Source organism: Mesorhizobium kowhaii (genome assembly GCF_042431665.1).
GTDB lineage: Bacteria > Pseudomonadota > Alphaproteobacteria > Rhizobiales > Rhizobiaceae > Mesorhizobium > Mesorhizobium kowhaii.
On the sequence record NZ_JBHLYT010000011.1, the window covers coordinates 61,701 to 81,811 of the forward strand.

17 protein-coding genes are annotated in these 20,111 nt (G+C 65.0%); 14 read left to right on the forward strand and 3 right to left on the reverse strand.

Annotated elements, in window-relative coordinates; genetic code table 11:
- Nucleotides 1-108: 108 nt before the first annotated feature.
- The 5 genes from ACFFNA_RS12065 (at nucleotide 109) to ACFFNA_RS12085 (ending at nucleotide 6,332) form a co-directional block, all read left to right on the forward strand.
- Complete coding sequence (locus ACFFNA_RS12065) at nucleotides 109-480, forward strand: hypothetical protein (RefSeq protein ID WP_378918430.1); 372 nt, start codon at nucleotides 109-111, stop codon at nucleotides 478-480.
- Nucleotides 481-675: 195 nt separating this feature from the next.
- A complete protein-coding gene (locus ACFFNA_RS12070; protein WP_378918432.1) occupies nucleotides 676-1,302 on the forward strand; it encodes a CDGSH iron-sulfur domain-containing protein in 627 nt (208 codons plus the stop codon).
- Nucleotides 1,303-1,360: 58 nt separating this feature from the next.
- A complete protein-coding gene (locus ACFFNA_RS12075) occupies nucleotides 1,361-1,663 on the forward strand; it encodes a cupredoxin domain-containing protein (protein ID WP_111545332.1) in 303 nt (100 codons plus the stop codon).
- 223 nt (nucleotides 1,664-1,886) lie between these two features.
- On the forward strand, nucleotides 1,887-3,929 hold the full coding sequence (locus ACFFNA_RS12080; RefSeq protein ID WP_378918434.1) for a hydantoinase/oxoprolinase N-terminal domain-containing protein: 2,043 nt from the start codon (nucleotides 1,887-1,889) through the stop codon (nucleotides 3,927-3,929).
- Between the two features lie 231 nt (nucleotides 3,930-4,160).
- Complete coding sequence (locus tag ACFFNA_RS12085; protein ID WP_378918436.1) at nucleotides 4,161-6,332, forward strand: malate synthase G; 2,172 nt, start codon at nucleotides 4,161-4,163, stop codon at nucleotides 6,330-6,332.
- 84 nt (nucleotides 6,333-6,416) lie between these two features.
- Here ACFFNA_RS12085 and ACFFNA_RS12090 read toward each other — a convergent pair whose 3' ends face one another.
- The 3 genes from ACFFNA_RS12090 to gshB all read right to left on the reverse strand — a co-directional run bounded on the left by ACFFNA_RS12090 (nucleotide 6,417) and on the right by gshB (nucleotide 9,954).
- The gene (locus ACFFNA_RS12090; RefSeq protein WP_378918438.1) at nucleotides 6,417-7,946 is read right to left on the reverse strand and encodes a YifB family Mg chelatase-like AAA ATPase; all 1,530 of its coding nucleotides are present in this window, start codon (nucleotides 7,944-7,946) and stop codon (nucleotides 6,417-6,419) included.
- Nucleotides 7,947-8,185: 239 nt separating this feature from the next.
- Nucleotides 8,186-8,776, reverse strand: coding sequence for an NAD(P)H-dependent oxidoreductase (locus tag ACFFNA_RS12095; protein ID WP_378918440.1), 591 nt, complete (start codon nucleotides 8,774-8,776; stop codon nucleotides 8,186-8,188).
- Nucleotides 8,777-9,009: 233 nt separating this feature from the next.
- Nucleotides 9,010-9,954, reverse strand: a complete 945-nt coding sequence (gene gshB, locus ACFFNA_RS12100; protein ID WP_378918442.1) for a glutathione synthase — start codon at nucleotides 9,952-9,954, stop codon at nucleotides 9,010-9,012.
- A gap of 239 nt (nucleotides 9,955-10,193) precedes the next feature.
- Here gshB and ACFFNA_RS12105 point away from each other — a divergent pair, with 239 nt between their 5' ends.
- From ACFFNA_RS12105 to ACFFNA_RS12145, 9 genes are all read left to right on the forward strand, one after another.
- Entirely contained in the window at nucleotides 10,194-11,480 is a 1,287-nt protein-coding gene (locus ACFFNA_RS12105) for a glycosyltransferase family 2 protein (RefSeq protein ID WP_378918444.1), read from the forward strand.
- On the forward strand, nucleotides 11,477-11,875 hold the full coding sequence (locus ACFFNA_RS12110; RefSeq protein WP_378918446.1) for a GtrA family protein: 399 nt from the start codon (nucleotides 11,477-11,479) through the stop codon (nucleotides 11,873-11,875). Before ACFFNA_RS12105 ends, ACFFNA_RS12110 begins: the two co-directional genes overlap by 4 nt.
- Before the next feature lie 100 nt (nucleotides 11,876-11,975).
- Nucleotides 11,976-13,817, forward strand: coding sequence for a TgpA N-terminal domain-containing protein (locus ACFFNA_RS12115; RefSeq protein WP_378918448.1), 1,842 nt, complete (start codon nucleotides 11,976-11,978; stop codon nucleotides 13,815-13,817).
- Between the two features lie 128 nt (nucleotides 13,818-13,945).
- Entirely contained in the window at nucleotides 13,946-15,295 is a 1,350-nt protein-coding gene (locus ACFFNA_RS12120; protein WP_378918450.1) for a putative bifunctional diguanylate cyclase/phosphodiesterase, read from the forward strand.
- Between the two features lie 219 nt (nucleotides 15,296-15,514).
- Nucleotides 15,515-16,282: an SDR family NAD(P)-dependent oxidoreductase gene (locus ACFFNA_RS12125; protein WP_111545326.1), complete on the forward strand. Its 768-nt coding sequence runs from the start codon at nucleotides 15,515-15,517 to the stop codon at nucleotides 16,280-16,282.
- On the forward strand, nucleotides 16,279-17,223 hold the full coding sequence (locus ACFFNA_RS12130; protein WP_378918452.1) for a 2-dehydro-3-deoxygalactonokinase: 945 nt from the start codon (nucleotides 16,279-16,281) through the stop codon (nucleotides 17,221-17,223). Before ACFFNA_RS12125 ends, ACFFNA_RS12130 begins: the two co-directional genes overlap by 4 nt.
- Nucleotides 17,220-17,858: a 2-dehydro-3-deoxy-6-phosphogalactonate aldolase gene (locus tag ACFFNA_RS12135; RefSeq protein WP_378918454.1), complete on the forward strand. Its 639-nt coding sequence runs from the start codon at nucleotides 17,220-17,222 to the stop codon at nucleotides 17,856-17,858. Before ACFFNA_RS12130 ends, ACFFNA_RS12135 begins: the two co-directional genes overlap by 4 nt.
- On the forward strand, nucleotides 17,858-18,733 hold the full coding sequence (locus ACFFNA_RS12140; RefSeq protein WP_378918456.1) for an SMP-30/gluconolactonase/LRE family protein: 876 nt from the start codon (nucleotides 17,858-17,860) through the stop codon (nucleotides 18,731-18,733). Before ACFFNA_RS12135 ends, ACFFNA_RS12140 begins: the two co-directional genes overlap by 1 nt.
- A gap of 119 nt (nucleotides 18,734-18,852) precedes the next feature.
- Nucleotides 18,853-19,926 carry a D-alanine--D-alanine ligase family protein gene (locus tag ACFFNA_RS12145; protein WP_378918458.1) on the forward strand — a complete coding sequence of 358 codons (1,074 nt, stop codon included), beginning with the start codon at nucleotides 18,853-18,855 and terminating at the stop codon, nucleotides 19,924-19,926.
- The last annotated feature ends 185 nt before the right edge of the window (nucleotides 19,927-20,111 follow it).

Consider the following 20,111-nt stretch of genomic DNA (forward strand, 5'->3'; position numbering starts at 1 on the left):
ACCCAAATTAAGTCAGGGATCGGTTCAGCCGACCCACTTCCGCGATTCAATGCAGCGTGCCATGGTCGCACCGCGGCCGGGTAGGCCGTGTCTTTCCAGGGGGTTACCATGTTTTATGCCTATGCGCGCCGCAAGCTGGCCGCGCTGTCTCTCGTCATGCTGGTCGCACCGTCGGCACATGCCGGCGACGTTACCTTTGCCATCAAGAACAGCCATCCCAATGCCATGCGCCTCGAGCTTTACAGCCAGGACCGCGACTATGTCTGGCCGGGCAACGACCAGGATTTTTACCTCAATGACGGCGAGACCAAGTCCTTGCCGATATCCTGCAACGAAGGGGAATCGATCTGCTACGGCGCCTGGGTCGATGGCGACGAGGAGACCTATTGGGGCGTCGGCCCCGGCAACAAGGAAAAATGCGACGATTGCTGCTATACCTGCAGCGGCGGCGAGACCGAAGAAATTGATCTGGTCCCCTGACCGGTTTGCCAGCTTGACGGTTTTCCGGCTGGAGCCATAGAGCAATTCCAGGAAATGTGTGAAACGGTTTTCCCGGGAAAAGCGCGTAGCGCGTCCCTTAGGGAATTGCGTTAAAACATAGCCTGCACAAACACCCAAAGCGCGCCGCGTCTGTCCGTTTGGACGCGACGTGCTCCAGGCAACAGGAGGCTAGCCATGGCCGGCATGGTCGAAAGCGACAAGATCGACGTCGGGTTCTCCGGCAAGCGCTGCATCCATTCGCGCAACTGCGTGCTTGGCGATCCGCACGTCTTCGTGCCCAACGCGCCGGGGCAATGGATCCATCCCGAGGCGGCCAGCGTCGAGAAGATCGTCGCCATCGCCGAAAGCTGCCCCTCGGGCGCCATCACCTACGTCAGGAAGGATGGCGGGCCGCAGGAACAGTCGCCGGTGGTCAACACGGTGCGTCTGCGGGAAAACGGCCCGCTGGCCGTACATGCCGAGATCGTGCTCGACGGCGAGACTTTTTATCGCGCCACGCTCTGCCGCTGCGGCGCTTCGGAAAACAAGCCGTTCTGCGACGGCAGCCACAACAAATCTGGTTTCACCGCCACCGGCGAGCCGCCCCTGAAGGACACACCGGCGCTGGAAACGCGCGACGGTCCGCTCAAGGTCACCCCGACGAAGGACGGCCCGCTCAAGCTCGAGGGCAATCTGGAGATCGTCACCGGCACCGGCCACACCGTCGATCGCACGCAACGCACCTTCCTCTGCCGTTGCGGCCACTCGGCCAACAAGCCGTTTTGCGATGGGACGCATAAAAAGATCGGCTTCGTGGCATGAAAGGCCGTTCGCCAGCGTTAGTGTAGGATGAGGGTCCGCGCTCAGGAGGAAATCCATCATGCGCACCATGATCGTTCTCGCTCTGCTTGCCTTTGCCATCCCCGCCTACGCCGCCAATCATGCGGTCCAGATCAAGGGCATGAAATTCAACCCGTCGAAAATCTCGGTCGCCGTCGGCGATACCGTCACCTTCACCAATGCCGACCCGATGACCCACACCGCCACCGCGCTTGACGGCTCCTTCGACACCGGCCATCTCGCCACCGGCAAGAGCGCCAAGGTCAAGATATCAGCTGCCGGCGCACACCCATTCCATTGTGCGATCCATAGCTCGATGAAAGGCACTGTCACGGCGAAATAGCGGCATCTCGCCAGACTCCCTTCGGTCATGGCCCGAAGACTTCCGGCGTCGGCGGGAGATGGTCAATAGTGCTGCGGCCAAAGCTACAGATCTCCCCCAGACGGAGTGATCAAGTCCTCATCATGATCATCACGTGTTGGCCTAGCGGTCGCGTCTTTATCGCCCGGCCTGTATCGGCTAAGGGCAGGGTCAGACAAATTCGCCAGCCGGACCACCATCAGAAATGACCGCCAAGACCAAGCCAAAGCCGCTGTTCCTCGGGATCGACACCGGCGGGACCTATACCGATGCCGTGCTGTGGTCTGAAACGGAAGGCAAGCAAGAGGGGCCGAACAAGGGAAAGGTGCTGGCCAAGGCCAAGGCGCTGACCACCCGGCATGACCTTGCCGTCGGCATTTCCGGCGCGGTCGACGCGGTGCTGCAGAAGGCGGGCACCGATCCGGCCGCGATCAAACTGGTCTCGATGTCGACGACGCTAGCCACCAACGCGCTGGTCGAGGGCCAGGGCGGCCGCGTGGCGCTGGTGATGATCGGCTTCTCCGAGGCTGACCTCGCCCGCGACGGGCTGAAGGCCGCGCTCGGCACCGACCCGGTGGTGTTCTGCCCCGGCGGCCATGACGTGCATGGCAATGCCGCCAGGCTCGACCTGTCCGGCCTGGAGGCAGCGCTGCCGGAACTCGGCGCCTCGGTGTCCGGTTTCGCCGTCTGCGCCTATTTCGCCACCCGCAATCCGGCGCACGAGATCACCGCGCGCGAGCTGATCCGCGAAAGGACCGGCCTGCCGGTCACCGCCAGCCACGAGCTGTCGGCCAAGCTCGGTGGCCCGCGCCGGGCGCTCACCACGCTGCTCAACGCCGGGCTGATCTCGATGATCGACCGGCTGGTGGCGGCAACCGAGGGCTTTCTCGAACAGCGCAACATCGCCGCGCCCCTGATGGTGGTGCGCGGCGACGGCGCGCTGGTGTCGGCGGCGTTTGCCCGCCAGCGGCCGATCGAGACCATCCTGTCCGGCCCGGCCGCCAGCCTGGTCGGCGCCCGTCATATGACCGGGCTCGACAATGCCATGGTCTCCGACATCGGCGGTACCACCACCGACGTCGCCGTTCTCGACAAGGGCCGGCCGCGGCTCGATCCGGAAGGTGCCACCGTCGGCGGCTTCCGCACCATGGTCGAGGCGGTGGCCATGCGCACCTTCGGCCTTGGCGGCGATTCCGAAGTGGCGCTGGAGGATGGCGCGCTCAACCCAAAAATCCTGCTCGGACCGCGCCGCCTGGTGCCGCTGGCGCTGGGCGGCATGGCGCATGGCGAGGCGGTGACGGCGGAGCTGGAGCGCCAGCTGCGCGCGCCCAATCCCGGCCGCATGGACGGCCGCTTCGCGGTACGCACCGGCGTGCCGGACCGGCTCGCCGCCGGATTGACCGGCGCCGAAGCGCGGCTCTACGAGGCGATTGGTGCCGTGCCGCTCGCAGTCGACAGGCTTTTGACCTCTAACGCGCAGAACGCGACGCTTAACCGGCTGGTGTCGCGTGGGCTGGTGCATGTCGCCGGCTTCACGCCGTCGGACGCCGCCCATGTGCTGGGCAAGCAGGCGAACTGGGATCCGGTCGCCGCTCGCCTCGGCGCCGAACTGTTCGCGCGCAAGCGCGACGGCCGCGGCCAGCCGATCGCTGCGTCGCCGGAGGTGATCTCTGAGCGGGTGCTGGTGACGCTGACGCGCTGGTCGGCCGAATACATCCTCGAGACCGCCTTTGCCGAGGACGGGCTCGACGGCGCGTCGACGGTGGCGCATGCGCTGGTGCAGCGCGCTGTCGACGCCCATCCCGGCATCGCCCGGCTGAGCGTCGCGCTCGACCGCCCGGTCATCGGCCTCGGCGCCTCCGCGCCACTGCACTATGCCGGCCTGCCGCCCTTGATCGGCAATGACTGCGTGGTGCCGGAGGACACCGATGTCGCCAACGCGCTCGGCGCCGTCGTCGGCCAGGTCAGGGTTTCGGCCGAAGCGCGGGTCAGCCAGCCCAAGGAAGGGCTGTTTCGTCTTGCCTCGGGTGAAACCGTGCGCGATTTCCTCGACGAGGCGGCAGCGATCGCGGCCGCCGAGGCCGATGTCCGCGCCATCGTTGCCCAACGGGCCAGGGATGCCGGCACCGACAGCGCCGAGATCGAGGTCGCGACCGAATTCCGCGTCTCGACCGTCGAAGCCCAGCGCATGTTCATCGAGGCGCATGTGGTGGCGGTGGCCTCGGGAAGGCCAAGGATTGCTGTTTAGATTCAGGTGAAGGCCGGCCTGCAAATGGCGGCTTCCTGCGCTTCCGGTGCTCACGTACAAAAAAGTACGCTCCGCTCCGGTTCTCGGAATCCACCATTTTCGACTCGGCCTGACCTGAATCCCGCACGCCGTGTGAAGCGATGTAAATACGCCACCTTCACCCTAAGCTGAATTGACCCATGCACCCTGACATGCCAAAGGCCCGCAAAGCCTTTCATCTGGAGAAGCCTGATGACCGATCGCATCGAGATCGCCGGATTGCGGATTGCCCGCGAGCTGCATGATTTTGTGGCTGGCGAGGCGCTGCCCGGCACCGGCATCGAAGCGGCCGACTTCTGGAACGGCTTTTCCGCCATCGTCCATGACCTCAGCACCAAGAACCGGGCGCTGCTGGCAAAACGCGACGCCATGCAGGAGCAACTCGACGGCTGGTATCGCGACCATGGCGCGCCCGTCGACATGGAGGCTTACAAGACCTTCCTGAAGGAGATCGGCTATCTCGTCCCCGAGGGGCCGGCTTTCAGCGTGTCGACCGAAAATGTCGACCCGGAAATTGCAGTGGTTGCCGGGCCGCAGCTGGTGGTGCCGGTGATGAATGCCCGCTATGCGCTCAACGCCGCCAATGCGCGCTGGGGTTCGCTCTATGATGCGCTCTACGGCACCGACGCCATTCCCGAAACCGATGGCGCCGAGAAAGGCAAAAGCTTTAATCCGGCGCGCGGCGCCAAGGTCGTTGCCTGGACGAAAACTTTTCTCGATGAGGCTGCCCCGCTCACCCTGGGCAAATGGGCCGGGGTGAACGGCCTGTCGCTGGCGCAAGGCGCGCTGCGGCTGAGCGCTGGCGCCGGCTCCACCACGCTGGCTAATCCGAAACAATTCGTCGGCTATCGCGGCGACGCCGCCAATCCCGATGCCGTGCTGCTGGTCAGGAACGGCCTGCACATCGAGATCGTGATCGACCGCAACAACCAGATCGGCCGCACCGATCCGGCGGGCATCGCCGATGTCATACTGGAATCGGCACTGACCACCATCCAGGACTGCGAGGATTCGGTTGCGGCGGTGGATGCCGAGGACAAGGTCGTGATCTATCGCAACTGGCTCGGCCTGATGAAGGGCGACCTGGCGGAAGAGATCACCAAGGGCGGCAAGAGTTTTGTTCGCAAGCTCAATCCCGACCGCTCCTACACCGCGCCCGCAGGAGGCACGCTGACCGTGCCCGGCCGCTCGCTGATGCTGGTCAGGAATGTCGGCCACCTGATGACCAATCCGGCAATCCTTGACCGCGACGGCAGTGAGGTTCCGGAAGGCATCATGGACGCGGCGATGACGGCGCTGATCGCGCTGCATGATGTCGGTCCGAGCGGCCGCCGCGCCAATTCCCGCGCCGGCTCGATGTATGTGGTGAAACCCAAGATGCACGGGCCGGAGGAAGTCGCCTTCGCCGTCGAGATCTTCGACCGTGTCGAAGCCCTGCTCGGTATGGCCAAAAACACCATCAAGATGGGCATCATGGACGAGGAGCGGCGCACCACCGTCAACCTCAAGGAGGCGATCCGCGCGGCACAAGAACGCGTGGTGTTCATCAACACCGGCTTCCTCGACCGCACCGGCGACGAGATACACACCTCGATGGAAGCCGGCCCGATGATCCGCAAGGGCGACATGAAGCAGGCCGCCTGGATTTCCGCCTACGAGGCATGGAATGTCGACACCGGGCTCGAATGCGGGCTGGCTGGCCACGCTCAGATCGGCAAGGGCATGTGGGCGATGCCCGATCTGATGGCGGCGATGCTCACCGAGAAGATCGCCCACCCCAGGGCCGGCGCCAACACCGCCTGGGTGCCGTCGCCGACGGCGGCGACGCTGCATGCCATCCACTATCACAAGGTCGATGTGCATGCCGTGCAGGCGGCGCTGAAGAACCGGCCCAAGGCCAAGCTCGACGACATCCTGTCGGTGCCGGTAGCAAGGCGGCCGAACTGGACTCCCGACGAGATCCAGCGCGAGCTTGACAACAACGCGCAAGGCATCCTCGGCTATGTCGTGCGCTGGATCGACCAGGGCGTCGGCTGTTCGAAAGTGCCTGACATCAACGATGTCGGCCTGATGGAGGACCGCGCCACGCTGCGCATCTCCTCGCAGCACATCGCCAACTGGCTGCACCACGACGTCTGCTCGCGCATCCAGGTGATGGATTCCCTGCGGCGCATGGCGGCCATCGTCGACCTGCAGAATGTCGGCGACCCGCTCTACCGCCAGATGGCCGCCGACTTCGACAGCTCCATCGCCTTCCAGGCCGCCTGCGACCTGGTGTTCAAGGGCCGTGTCCAGCCCAACGGCTACACCGAACCGGTGCTGCACGCGCGGCGGCTGGAGCTGAAGGCGCGTGCCTCGGCCTGAGCCGAAGGTTCGGAAAGCATGATGGGAGCCAAGGGCCGGGTGCCGCCGCCTGCGGTCCCCCGCCTTTGAAGCAGGAGGGGGACGTCACGCCGCCTGCGCCACGCGCTCCGAACTCATGCGGTAGGAAATTGCTTCCGCCAGATGGATGCGCCCGACGGTTTCGCTGGCGTCGAGATCGGCCAGTGTTCTCGCGACCTTCAGCACGCGATGATAGGCCCGCGCCGAAAAGGCGAGCTTTTCGCTGGCGTCCTTGAGCAGCGACAGGCCGGCGGCATCCGGCATGGCGATCTCTTCGATGACTGCCGGCGCGCAATGCGCGTTGGTGGTGGCGCTGACGCCGAGCCGTTCGAAACGCTCGCGCTGGATGGTGCGGGCCCGCGCCACTCGTAGCGCCACCGAGGCACTTTTCTCCGCCCGGTCGGGCCGGATCAGGTCGCTGGCCGAGACCGCCGGCACTTCGATCCTGAGATCGATGCGGTCGAGCAGCGGGCCAGAAATGCGCGCCTGGTAGTCGGTGCGGCAGCGCTCGCCGCGCAGGCAGCGATAGCCCGGCTCGCCGGCCATGCCGCAGCGGCACGGGTTCATCGCCGCGACCAGCTGGATGCGCGCCGGATAGGTGACGCGATGGTTGGCGCGCGCGATCATGCAGTCGCCGGTCTCCAGCGGCTGGCGCAGCGCGTCGAGCGTCTGCGGCGTGAATTCGGGAAACTCGTCGAGGAACAGCACGCCGTGATGGGCGAGCGACACTTCGCCCGGCCGCGCGCGTATGCCACCGCCGACCATCGCCGCCATCGAGGCCGAATGGTGCGGCGCGCGGAACGGCCGCCGGTCGGTCAGCTTGCCTTCGCCGAGTTCTCCCGCCACCGAGGCGATCATCGACACTTCGAGCAATTCCTTCGGCGCCAGCGGCGGCAGGATCGACGGCAGCCGCTGCGCCAGCATCGACTTGCCCGATCCCGGCGGCCCGATCATCAACAGGTTGTGCCCACCGGCGGCCGCCACTTCCAGCGCCCGCTTGGCGGTCTCCTGGCCCTTGATGTCGGCAAGATCGGGCAGGTCGCGCGCCGAGGAGTGGATGCCGGCCTCCGGTCGCGACAGCACCTGCGTGCCGCGAAAATGATTGGCGATCGCAATCAGGCTGCGCGGCGCCAGAATGTCGAAATCGGCGCCGGCCCAGGCCGCTTCCGGCCCGCACGCGAACGGGCAGATCAGGCCCTTGCCTTCGGCGTTGGCGCCGATCGCGGCCGGCAAGGCGCCGGCGACGGCGGCGATCGTGCCGTCGAGCGACAGCTCGCCAAGCACGACATAGCCGGCCAGCATGTCGCCCGGAATGGCGCCCAGTGCCGCCATCAGGCCAAGCGCGATCGGCAGATCGTAGTGGCTGCCCTCCTTGGGCAGGTCGGCCGGCGCCAGATTGACCGTGACCTTCTTCGATGGCATCGACAGGCCGGAGGCATGAAGGGCCGCCTGCACCCGCTCGCGGCTTTCGGCCACCGCCTTGTCGGCCAGACCGACGATGTGCATGTTGACCTTGCCGGGTGCGATCATCACCTGCACGTCGACCGGCACTGCCTCGATGCCCTGGAAAGCGACCGTGCGAACCCGCGCCACCATTTTTTTGCCCCCGGATAACAGTTCGCTTATGCCCAGGCGATCAGGACGCGAGCGAGGTCAGAGAAGACAACCACAGATTTCCGAGTTAGGCAAGAACATTACGAGAACATAAGGTTGCCCCATGTACGATGAATGACACTTCCGGAAAGGATGTGCCGTTCATGTGAGCGCTCCCTTCGTCAAACGCTCTCTGGCGTCGAACTCGCTGGCATCGAAGATGAGATACCGGGCGTGGATGGCTAGAATTTGTCGAACAGGCGCTCCACCTTGCGCGCGAACATTTCCCTCTGGTGGTCAGAGATGCTCTCGACAGAATATCTCGTCAGGTAGAGGTGCTTCACATTGCGGCCGCACATAGTTTTGAGGCCTCGCAGCAGCACCTTCCTCCCTGGGTTTTGCATGTACAGTTCGGTATACCACCACGACGAGCCGCATGTGGTAACAACCCCCATCCGCCGGATGTTCAATAGCGCCGGCTTGATCACGCCACCGTCTGCCGGCAACTCGTAAGCCACCCCTGGTCGCCAAACTCGATCAAAATAACCCTTCAAGATTGCAGGCATGCCTGACCACCATGTGGGAAAGCAGAAAACGCAGGCTTCCGCCCATCTCAACGCGTCGATGTAAATCTGCAAATCGCGGGGTGCCTGAGCAGGATCAAAGTGGCCACGTCTTTCTTCGGCATGCATCACAGGATCGAACTTCATCTGATGGAGATCGAAATCAACGACCTCGTCACCCCTGGCTTTGAGGGTCTGAACGACCCGTTTGTGGAGCGATGCCTGGTAGCTGTCGGCTAGTGGATACGCGCAGACGACATTAATTTTCATGGCGTGAGCCTTCAGGCTTCGAACTACACGCACATATTAGCTGTCGCGCAACCAACAGGAAACAGCAAGGTCAGTGGTGGGGAAGGAAGCCCATCGCCGGTGTCGATCCGCAGTGGCCTCTACAATCGCCTGATCAAATCAAGAACATTACAAGAATACCCAGCCGCACCGGTCGCGGCCGGGTTGTGCCCGGTTGAAAAACCGGAACATGGTTAAGACAAAATGAAAACGGACTACGTCCGCCGCTTGTCCTCGAGTGCGTCCCAGAACAGGCTGGCGATGTCGGCGCCGCCGAAGCGCCTGACTTCGCGCACGCCGGTTGGCGATGTCACGTTGATCTCGGTCATGTAGTCGCCGATCACGTCGATGCCGACCAGGATGAAGCCGCGCTCTTTCAGCGCCGGCCCGATGCGGGCGCAGATTTCGCGCTCGCGCGTCGTCAGCTCGGTCTTTTCGGCGCGGCCGCCGACATGCATGTTGGAGCGGGAATCGTGCTCAGCGGGCACCCGGTTGATGGCGCCCACCGGCTCGCCATCGATCAGGATGATGCGCTTGTCGCCCTTGCGCACGTCCTTCAGGTAGCGCTGCACGATGTAGGGCTCGCGAAACATCTGCCCGAACATTTCCAAGAGCGAGGCGAGGTTGCGGTCGCCCTCCAGCAGATGGAAGATGCCGGCGCCGCCATTGCCGTAGAGCGGCTTGATGATGATGTCGCCGAACTCCTTGCGGAAGGCGGCGACTTCGAGCGGGTCCTTGGTGATCAGCGTGTCCGGCATCAGGTCGGAAAACTCGGTGACGAAGATCTTTTCCGGGCTGTTGCGCACCCAGGCCGGGTCGTTGACCACCAGCGTCTTCGGGTGGATGCGCTCGAGGATGTGCGTGGTGGTGATGTAGTTCATGTCGAAGGGCGGATCCTGGCGCAGCAGGACGACATCCATTTCCGCCAGATCGGTGCGCACCTTTTCGCCCAGCGAATAATGGTTGCCCTTCTCGTCGCGCACCTGCATTTCCTCGATGCGGGCAAACACCTTGCCGTCGCGCAGCGATAGCCGGTCGGGCGTGTAGTGGAACAGCTGATGGCCGCGCCGCTGCGCTTCCAGCGACAGCGCGAAAGAGGTGTCGCCAGCGATCGACACGGTGGCGATGTGGTCCATCTGGACGGCGATTTTCAGCTTCATGGCAGGTCTCCGGCGGCTCGGATGGGCGACTGTCTTGCCTGTACAGGCTCACCGCCCATCTGCCAATCGCGACATTTTGAAGATTGGCGTCAGACAACCGCAAGCCCGCCCCTGCCTTCCGATTGGAGACAAGGCGAGGCTGCGCGTCATCGCTTTCTTAAGCCTTGCCGTGCAACGGTAAGCCCGAATGCGCCGGGCCGAACTGACGCAGCGCCGGGTACCCGATGGAACAACGACCGATGAACGCCGTCACCGCCATCCGCGCCGCCGCAACCAAACAGCTCGAACTCACCATCCTCATGCCGTGCCTCAACGAGGTCGAGACGCTGGCCGTCTGCATCGGCAAGGCGAAAGCCTTCCTCGACAAAGCGGGCATCTCCGGCGAGGTGCTGATATCCGACAATGGCAGCACCGACGGATCGCAGGCGATTGCAGTGGAGGGAGGCGCCCGTGTCGTGCCGGTGGCGCAGAAGGGCTATGGCGCGGCCCTTTTGGGCGGCATCGCCGCCGCCAAGGGCCGCTTCATCATCATGGGCGATGCCGACGACAGCTATGATTTCGACGCGCTGGAGGCCTTCGTCGCGCGGCTGCGCGACGGTGCCGACCTGGTCATGGGCAATCGCTTCCAGGGCGGCATCGAAGCCGGCGCCATGCCGCCGCTGCACCGCTATCTCGGCAACCCGGTGCTGAGCTTTGTCGGCCGTCTGTTCTTCCGCATCAAGACCGGGGATTTCCACTGCGGCCTGCGCGGCTTCAATGCCGACAGCATCAGGAAGCTCGACCTGCAGACGACCGGCATGGAATTCGCCAGCGAGATGGTGGTGCGCGGCGCCCTTGCCGGCCTGCGCATCGAGGAAGTGCCGACCACGCTCAAGCCCGACGGCCGCAGCCGGCCGCCGCATCTCAGGACCTGGCGCGACGGCTGGCGGCACCTGAAGTTCCTGCTGGTCTACAATCCGCGCTGGATGTTCTTCATCCCGGGCACGGTGCTCGGCGGCCTTGGCCTATTGTTCGCGGCGCTGCTGGTGTTCGGACCGCTGCGGGTGATCGACAATCTGTCGCTCGACCTCAACACCTTCGTTGCCGCCTGTTTCATGGTCGTCACCGGCGTCCAGCTCATCACCTTCGGCGCCATTTCGCGATACTATGCCGAGATAACCGGCATCCTGCCGCCAAGCCGCCGTTCCGACTGGCTGACCAGAACCATCAGCACCGACCGCCTCGCCGCCAATGCCGGCATCTGCTTTGCCGGCGGCGTCTTGTTCTTCGGCTATGCCGTGGCGCGCTGGGCACATCTCGGCTTCGGCCCGCTGAACGATTCCGAAATCCCGCGTATCGTGGTGCTGGGCTTGAGCCTGATCGTCATTTCATTCCAGGTCTTCTTCTCGGCGTTTCTGCTCGGTGTCCTGGAAATACCGGTCAAGCGGCTGAAGTCCGGCCGGGCCGGTCAATCCAGTGACTTGCCGGCCAATCAATCGCCGGCCAGTGAATCGCCGGCTAACCAACTGCCGGGGCGCAACACGTGAGCGACGCATTGCCGGTCCTTGTCCAGACACGCCTGTTCCGGTTCCTGACGGTCGGCGTCGGCGCCGCATTGCTGCTGTTCGTTCTGTCGTGGCTCCTGGTGTCGCTGGGCTTTTCGCCTTTCATCGGCAGTGTCGTCGCCTATGCGATCACCTTCGTTGTTGCCTATAGCGCGCAGCGCGGCTGGACGTTCGGCGGCCAGCACGATCATGCCAGCGCCATGCCGCGCTATCTCGCGCTGCAGGTGGGATGCGCGCTGTTTTCGGGCCTGGTGTCGCATCTGGCGGTCACCCGTTTCGGCATGTCGGCGCTTGCCATGTCGGCGCTGATGACGGTTGCCGCAAGCACGGTGAGCTACATTCTGTCGTCGCTGTGGGTGTTTCCGGCGCGCGATTGACGCACGGCGCCCAAAAGTGGCGCAAAATCGCGCCGCTTTACGCTTTGTGAAGCGGCCGGCGCTAGCGTGCGCCGACAGACAAAGGCTGAAAGCCCACTCCATGACCACCGCTCATACTGCGATGCTTTCCAAAGAAGGGGCACGCGCCTCCTGGCGAGCGGACCTCATGCTGGCGCTGCTTGCCACGCTCGGCGTCCTTGTCGTCAACGCCTGCGCCGGATTCCCGGCGCTGACCAATGCCAGCGGCGACAATGACAATCTGCTGCGGCTGGTCGAGGTGCGCGACCTCTTGGCCGGCCAGGGCTGGTTCGACCTGCATCAATACCGGATGGGCCTCGAAGGCGGCTTCGTCATGCATTGGTCGCGGCTGGTCGATGCGCCGATCGCCGCCATCGTGCTCGCCGTTTCGAGCCTGACTGGCAACACCACGCTTGCCGAGAACGTCGCGCAGGTGGCGTGGCCGGCACTGCTCTTCGGCCTGACCATGGTCTTCATCATTCGCGCCGCGCGCAGCTTTGCCGGCGATGGCGCGGTGCTGCCCGCCGTCATCGTCGGCGCGGCGGCGCTGTATTTCATCGGCATTTTCGAGCCGGGCGCGCTCGATCATCACAATATCCAGCTGATGCTGACCGTCGCCAGCCTGAGTTTCCTGCTCGAAGCGCGCATGCGCCGGCCGGCGGCGTTCCTTGCCGGCCTGTGCGCCGCGCTGACCCTGGCCGTCGGCATGGAAACCGCTCCCTACGTCGCCACCATCGGCGTCTGCGTGGCGACGCTGTTCGCCTTTGACGCAACAGGCGAAAGGCTGATCGCCAGGGATTTCGGCCTTGGCTTTGCCGGCGTCGCAGCGCTTGTCTTCGTCGCCACCATCCCGCTATCGGCCTGGGGCCAGGCGCAATGCGATGCCTTCTCGACGATGCAGTTCGTCGTCGCGGCCCTTGCCGGCACCGGCCTTGCGGCGATCGCCTCGATCGAAGCGGCCGGGCGCACGCGCCGGCAGCGCCTGCTCTCGCTTGGCGTGCTTACGCTCGTGCTCGGCGCGGTTCTCCTTTTGCTGTTCCCGCAATGTCTGGCCTCTCCCTATGCCGGGCTCGATCCGCGCCTGAAGACGCTGTGGCTCGATCATATCGACGAGGCGCAGTCGCTGTTCCAACTCGCCGCCCACGATCCCGCCGAGCTGGCGGCGCGCTATGCCACGCCGCTGGTGGCGCTCGTGCTGATGGCGTTGCGCCTGCGCCGTGGCGGCTGGCGGCGCCAGGACAGCCTTGTCGCCATGCTGCTGGTCGTGGCGTTCCTGGTCAGCGTCTGGCAAGTGCGCGGCTCGACATTCTCGATTGCCTTCGCGGTGATCCCGCTCTCGGCCTGGATCGCCAAATGGCGGCGGCGGGCCGAAACCAGCCCGTCGCGCAGCTCGGTGCTGCGGATGGCCGCGGCCTGGCTCATCTCGGTGAACTCGATCTGGTCGGGCGCCGCCCAGGCGGCGTCGGCGGCGCTCGCAACCGGCGGCGCAAAAATCACCAGCGACGCTGGCGTCGACCCGTCCTGCCAGGCCAAGGCCACCTTCGCCACACTCGGCAGGCTGCCCGATACCACCGTGCTTGCCGTCTCCAATCTCGGATCGCCGATCCTGCTGTACTCCCGACATCGCGTGTTCGCCGGGCCTTACCACCGCAACGTCGCGGGAGACCTGCTTGCGCTCGACGCTTTCCTTGGTTCCGAGGCGCAAGCCAGGTCCATCGTCGGGGATCATCACGTCGGCCTTGTGGCGCTGTGCCACGGCAACTCGGAAAGCCAGCTTTTAGCCTTCACCGCGCCGGACGGTTTTCTTGCCGGGCTGATGCGCGGCAAGGTGCCGGAATGGCTGGAGCCGATCGCGGAAACCCGTGGCGCTTCGCTCGAACTCTATCGTGTCCGGCCCAGGTTGAGGATCCGCGTGAAGGCTTGACGCGCGTCGCGTCGACCCTGCCGAAGACAATGCGCTTTACCCGCGAATAATCGATTTGGGGATACGTTTCCTAAAGGGTTTGCTGCCAGTCTGAAACTAAATTCCGACGTCACAAAACAGGGACACCGATGCAAACTTCGTTTGGCACCGGTCAGGCAAACAGGGAGAGCACGGATCTGGCATTCACCGATCCGTTGGCCGGGCTTGGCAACCATCGCCGCTTCTTCGACAAGGTCGATCGCCTGATCAGCGACCGTGCCGACGACCCGGCGCCGTTCACCGTCGGCATTCTCGACCTCGACGGCTTCAAGCCGATCAACGACCTGTTCGGGCACAAGGCCGGTGACGATATCCTGATCCAGGTCGCGATGCGGCTGCGCGCCTCGATGGACGGCCATTCCACCGTCTGCCGCATCGGCGCCGACGAATTCGCCTTCCTCTACCCGATGGTGTTCAGCGAGGAGGCGGCGGCCGAGAAATCCCGCATGCTGATCGAGATCCTTTCGGCGCCCTATGATGTCGGCGAACGCACCGCCAGGCTTTCGGCCTCGGTCGGTTGCTCGCTGTTCTATTCGGGCGACGAGACCACCGAGATCCTCATCAACAAGGCCGAGACGGCGCTCTACCACGCCAAGCGTTCCGGCCGTGGCCGCGTCGTCGTCTACACCCGCGAGATGGAAGAGGCGGCCAAGCGCGTCACCCGCATCGAACAGGCGCTGCGCCGCGCTGTCTCGGCTGGCGAGGTCGAGCCGCATTTCCAGCCCATCGTCGACCTCAACACGCGCCGCACCATCGGCTTCGAGACGCTGGCGCGCTGGACCGACCGCGATCTCGGCTCGGTGCCGCCAACGGTGTTCATCCCCATCGCCGAGGAGCGCGGCATCATCGGCCCGCTGTCGCAGCTGGTGCTGCGCAAGGCGACCGAAGCGGCCAGAAGCTGGCCGAAGGACCTGTTCCTGTCGTTCAACCTGTCGCCCTCGCAGCTCGTCGACCAGAACACCGGCCTGCACATACTGGCGATCCTCGAGCGCACCGGCTTCGATCCGCGCCGGCTGGAGATCGAGATCACCGAGACCGGCCTGATGAACGATCCTGCCTCGGCCGAGAAGATCGTCGAGGATCTGCGCCGCGTCGGCATCCGCGTTTCGCTCGACGATTTCGGCACCGGCCAATCCTCGCTCGGCCGCTTGCGCGAATTTCACTTCGACAAGCTCAAGATCGATCGCGCCTTCGTCTCCTCCATTCTCGACGACCGTCCGTCCGAACACATCATCCGTGCCATTCTCGCCATGTGCGAGGGGCTCGGCATGGACGTGGTCGCCGAAGGCATCGAGCAGGAGGCGCAGGCTGATCGCCTGGTCCAGTTCGGCTGTGCCGGCGGGCAAGGCTATCTGTTCGGCAAACCGGTCGATGCCGATGCCACGCTCGGCTACCTCCGCGATTCCTTCCGCGGCGCCTTGCGCGCCAAGGCGATCTGACCGGCAAGCTCAACGTTGCCCGCAATCTCGATGATGCATCCGTGCGCATCCGGTGCGGCGCATTGTCGTTTTGTCTGACATAAGCCCGAAAATCCGCCTTTTCGCCCTTGCCCGCACGACGTGTCTGGCTAGGATGCGCGCCGGTCCGACCACAGCGCCGCGCGTCCTTCAGGACGCGCAAAGGACGTTGTCGGGGTCATGCGCTGGGAGACAACAGATATGATGCCATCGGCGCATTTTGCCGACCTCGAAGGAGCCTCGGTGCTGATCACCGGCGGCGGTTCCGGAATTGGCGCGGCACTGACCGAGGGTTTTGTGCGCCAGGGCGCCAATGTCGCCTTCATCGACATCGCCGATGGCCCAAGCACGGCCCTTGCCGACCGCATCGAGAAAGCGTTCGGCCGCCGGCCGCTGTATCTCAAGACCGACCTGCGCGACGTCGAGGCCTTGCGGACCTCGGCAGCCAGGGCGGCCGACGCGCATGGCGATGTCACCGTGCTGGTGAACAATGCGGCGCTTGACGAGCGCCACGCCGTCGAAGACGTGACGGTGGAGTTCTGGGACAACAATCAAGCCATCAATCTCAGGCCGCATTTCTTCACCGCGCAAGCGGTGGCGCCGGGGATGAAGCGGGCTGGCGGCGGCTCGATCATCAACTTCACCTCGACGTCCTATCTGATCAATCACCCCGACATGCCGGCCTACACCGCCGCCAAGGCCGGTATCCTCGGCCTGACCAAGGGGCTGGCCGGCAAGCTCGGCGTGGACGGCATCCGCGTCAACGCCATTGCGCCCGGCTGGGTGATCACCGAGCGGCAGAAGGAGCTCTGGGTGACCGAACAGGGGCTTGCCGCCCATGTCGCCAAGCAGTGCATCAAGCAGGTGATGCAGCCGGACGACATCGTCGGCACGGTGCTGTTCCTGGCCTCGGACGCCTCGCGCATGCTGACCGCGCAAATGCTGATCGTCGATGGAGGTTTCTTGTGAGCGAAGCGCCGGCGGTAGCCGCCGTCGACTGGGGCACGACCCGCATGCGGGTCTGGCTGATCGACAAAGACGGCAAGGTTCTTGCCGAACGCCGTGGCGATGATGGCCTGATCACCGCCCAGCAAAAGGGCTTTTTGACCATCCTCGAAGGGCATCTGGCGGCGATGGCCGCGCCGCAAGCGCTGCCCGTCATCATCTGCGGCATGGCCGGCTCCCGCCAGGGCTGGTTGGAAGCGCCCTATGTCACCGTGCCGGCGCCGCTCAGCGCCATCCTGGCGGGTGCGGCGCGGGTACCCGGCCAGCACCGCGACATCCGCATCGTGCCCGGCCTCGCCCAACGCCAGATCGATGCGCCCGACGTCATGCGCGGCGAGGAAACGCAGCTTGCCGGCGCCGGCCTGCCGGCCAAAGGGCGTCAGCTGGTCTGCATGCCCGGCACCCATTCGAAATGGGTGCTGGTCGAAGACGGCGCCGTTGCCGGGTTCGGCACCTGGCCGACCGGCGAGCTGTTTTCCGTGCTTGCCGCGCACTCGATCCTGCGCCATTCGCTCGGCGAACATCCCAAGCCGGTCACCTCGGACAACCCATTCTTCCGCAGCTGGTGCGAAACCGCATTGACTGAGGGCGGCGATGTCACCTCGAGGCTGTTCTCTATCCGCGCCGCCGGCCTGCTGCAGGATCTGAAAGCGGACGATGCCGCCGCTTGCCTGTCCGGCCTGCTGATCGGTGGCGAGATCGCCTCGGCCAGCCGCCGGCATGGCGCCGGCGCGGAACCCGTCGTGCTGGTCGCCTCCGGTGCGCTGGGAGTGCTGTACCAAGCCGCGCTCGGCCTTGCCGGACTTAAGGTCCGCACCGTCGATGCCGACGAGGCCGTACGTGCCGGTCTCATCGAAGCCGCGCGCGAGAACGGCATGATCGCCAGAACTGGAGTTGCCCGATGAGTCAGACCGCACCTTTCCCGAAGCTCAAGCGCGGCCTGGTCGCCATCCTGCGCGGCCTCAAGCCGGTCGAAGCGATCGCGATCGGCCAGGCGCTGTTCGACGCAGGCATCGAGGCCATCGAAGTGCCGCTGAACTCACCGGAGCCGTTTTCGTCGATCGCCCGGATCGTCGAAGTGCTGCCGAAAACGGCACTGGTCGGCGCCGGCACGGTGCTGACGCCAGCCGATGTCGATGGCCTGCACAAGGCCGGCGGGCGGCTGCTGGTCAGCCCCAACATCGATGCCGAGGTGATGGCGCGTGCGATGCAATACGGCATGGTGACGATGCCGGGCGTGTTCACGCCGACCGAGGCTTTCCAGGCGATCCAGTTCGGCGCTTCGGCGTTGAAATTCTTCCCGGCGAGCGTGCTCGGCGCGGCAGGCATTTCCGCGATCCGGGCGGTGCTGCCGGCGCAGACATTGGTCGGCGCGGTCGGCGGCGTTTCGGAAAAGGACTTTGCCGGCTACAAGGCGGTGGGGGTGACGGTGTTTGGTATCGGCTCCAGCCTGTTCAAGCCGGGTATGAGCGTCGACGAGGTGGCGGCACGCGCACATGCCGCCGTCGCGGCCTGGGATGCGGTGTTCGGAGAAGCATGATGAGTGAGGTTTCGGTTTTTTCCGATCACATCTGCCAGCTCGGCGAAGGGCCGAGCTACGATCCCACCACCGATGCGCTGTTCTGGTTCGACATCGTCAACGGCCAGCTCCTGGAAAAGCCGGTGGCCGGCGGCGCGTTGAAAATCCACGAGCTTGGCCAGATGGCAAGCGCCATCGCTATCATCGACGACCAGCGCCAGCTGATCGCCACCGAGACCGGCCTCCATGTCCGCGATGTCGCGACCGGCAAGATGACGCTGCACACGCCGATCGAGGCCGACAATCCAGCCACCCGCTCCAACGATTCCCGCGTCCATCCCTGTGGCGCCCTGTGGACCGGCACGATGGGCAAGACGGAGACAAAGGGCGCCGGGTCCATCTACTGGTTTTTCAAGGGCGAACTGCGCCGCCTGTTTTCGGACATCACCGTCTCCAATTCGATCTGCTTTTCCGATGACGGCGGGCTCGCTTACTACACCGATACCTCGACCGGGCTGCTGATGCGCGTCGACTGCAACCCGGCGACCGGCCTGCCCACCGGCGAGCCGAAAGTGTTCGTCGATCACCGCTCGTCCAAGGGTTATGTCGACGGCTCGATCGTCGACCGTGACGGCGTGCTGTGGAACGCCGTCTGGGGCGGCAAAATGGTCAAGGCCTACGCTCCGGACGGCACGCTGCTGCGGTCGGTCGCCATGCCGGTGACGCAGCCATCGTGTCCGGCCTTTGTCGGCAAGAATGCCGACCGGCTGGCAGTGACGTCCGCCTGGAAGGGGAAAGACGAGAAGCAGCGCCAGCTCGATCCGCAGGCGGGCATGACCTTCCTGCTCGACATCAAGGTCAACGGCCGTTTCGAGCCGCGCGTGCTGATCGCCTGATTGGATCGCGGTCGGCCGCTGCGTTGTCACGCAACCGTCCGACCCGGTCGGTTTCGCGGGAGCCGATTGCCCTCGCCATGCGATGGTAGGCGATCGTACCGCCGGGAATCGTTCGTCTCATGCCGAGCCAAACGCCAAAACTGATCCTCGTCCATGAGCCGGAAAAAGCCTGCTTCGACCGTCTCGTCGCCGACGGTCATGCACCGGAGCGCGCCGCCGAAATCGCCTCCTATCTGGCGCAGTCGACCGATCTCGCCCATGAATTCGATGCGCTTGCCGCCGCTTGCCAGGCGCGCGGCCTCTCCTTCGTGCCGGTGGCGCTGGACGATGCCGCAAGCGTGCTCGCTGGCGAGGGTCGAGACACGACACTGGTCTGGACACTGACCGACGGCATTGCCTATTTCCATGGCGGCGCCGCACCCGCTTTGGCGAGGCTGGGCGGGCTCAAAACGATCGGCGCCGACGATGCGCTGTTCGCGCTCTGCCAGGACAAGTTCCGCTCCGGCGCCGTACTCGGCGCGCTCGGCCTGCCGGTGCCGCAGGCCGGTCTTGCGCGCGACGGGAAGTGGCTGGTCGAGCCGCCTGCGTCGCCCGCCGGCTGGTTCGTCAAGCCCAACCGGCTTGGCGCCAAGATCGGCATCTGGCCGGATTCGCGCACCAGCGATCTCGGCCACGCACTGGAGCTTAGCCGGCGCGTGTTTGCGGCCTATCGCGACGATGTCGTCGTCCAGCCCTATGTCGCCGGCCGCAACGTGCGCGCCAGTTTCCTCGGCCTGGTGCCGGGCGCGGCGATCGAAGCGCTTGGCGTGGCCTTTGTCGATTCAGGCGCCGATTTCCAGACCATGGCGGACAGCCTGGCGCTTTACGGCGACACTGGCGAGGCGGCGAAGGCGGCAGGACACTATGCCGAACCGGAGCTCGTTGCGGTCGCCGACAGCCAGCCGGCCGCCGACGCCAGGATTCGCGCGATCGCCGAGCGGCTGATGAGCGGGCTCGGTTTGCGCGACGTGTTCTCCATCGATCTGCGCGTCGAGGCCGACGACTCGGTCCACCTCATCGAGTTCGAGGTCTGCCCCGGCCTGCCTTGCTTCGATTTCCGCGCCTACTGCCGCCAGCAATGGGGTCTAGAACTTGCCGACGCCATGGCCGAAACCGCGGCGAGCCGGCTGGTCGGCCAAAACCACCATCTTTGAACGGCGCGGCGGCACTTTCGGAACCGCTGGGCCTTTGGCGTGCGGCTCCGGCTGCGCGCCTTGACGCGTCCTGCCTTGCCTTAGGTTGAGAACCCATACAATAGGCTGATTTTGTTTGATATTCTTCGCCATCAATGAGTCGCTGGAGGTCGAACTGATGTCGAAGGGCCTGTTTTGGTTGTCGG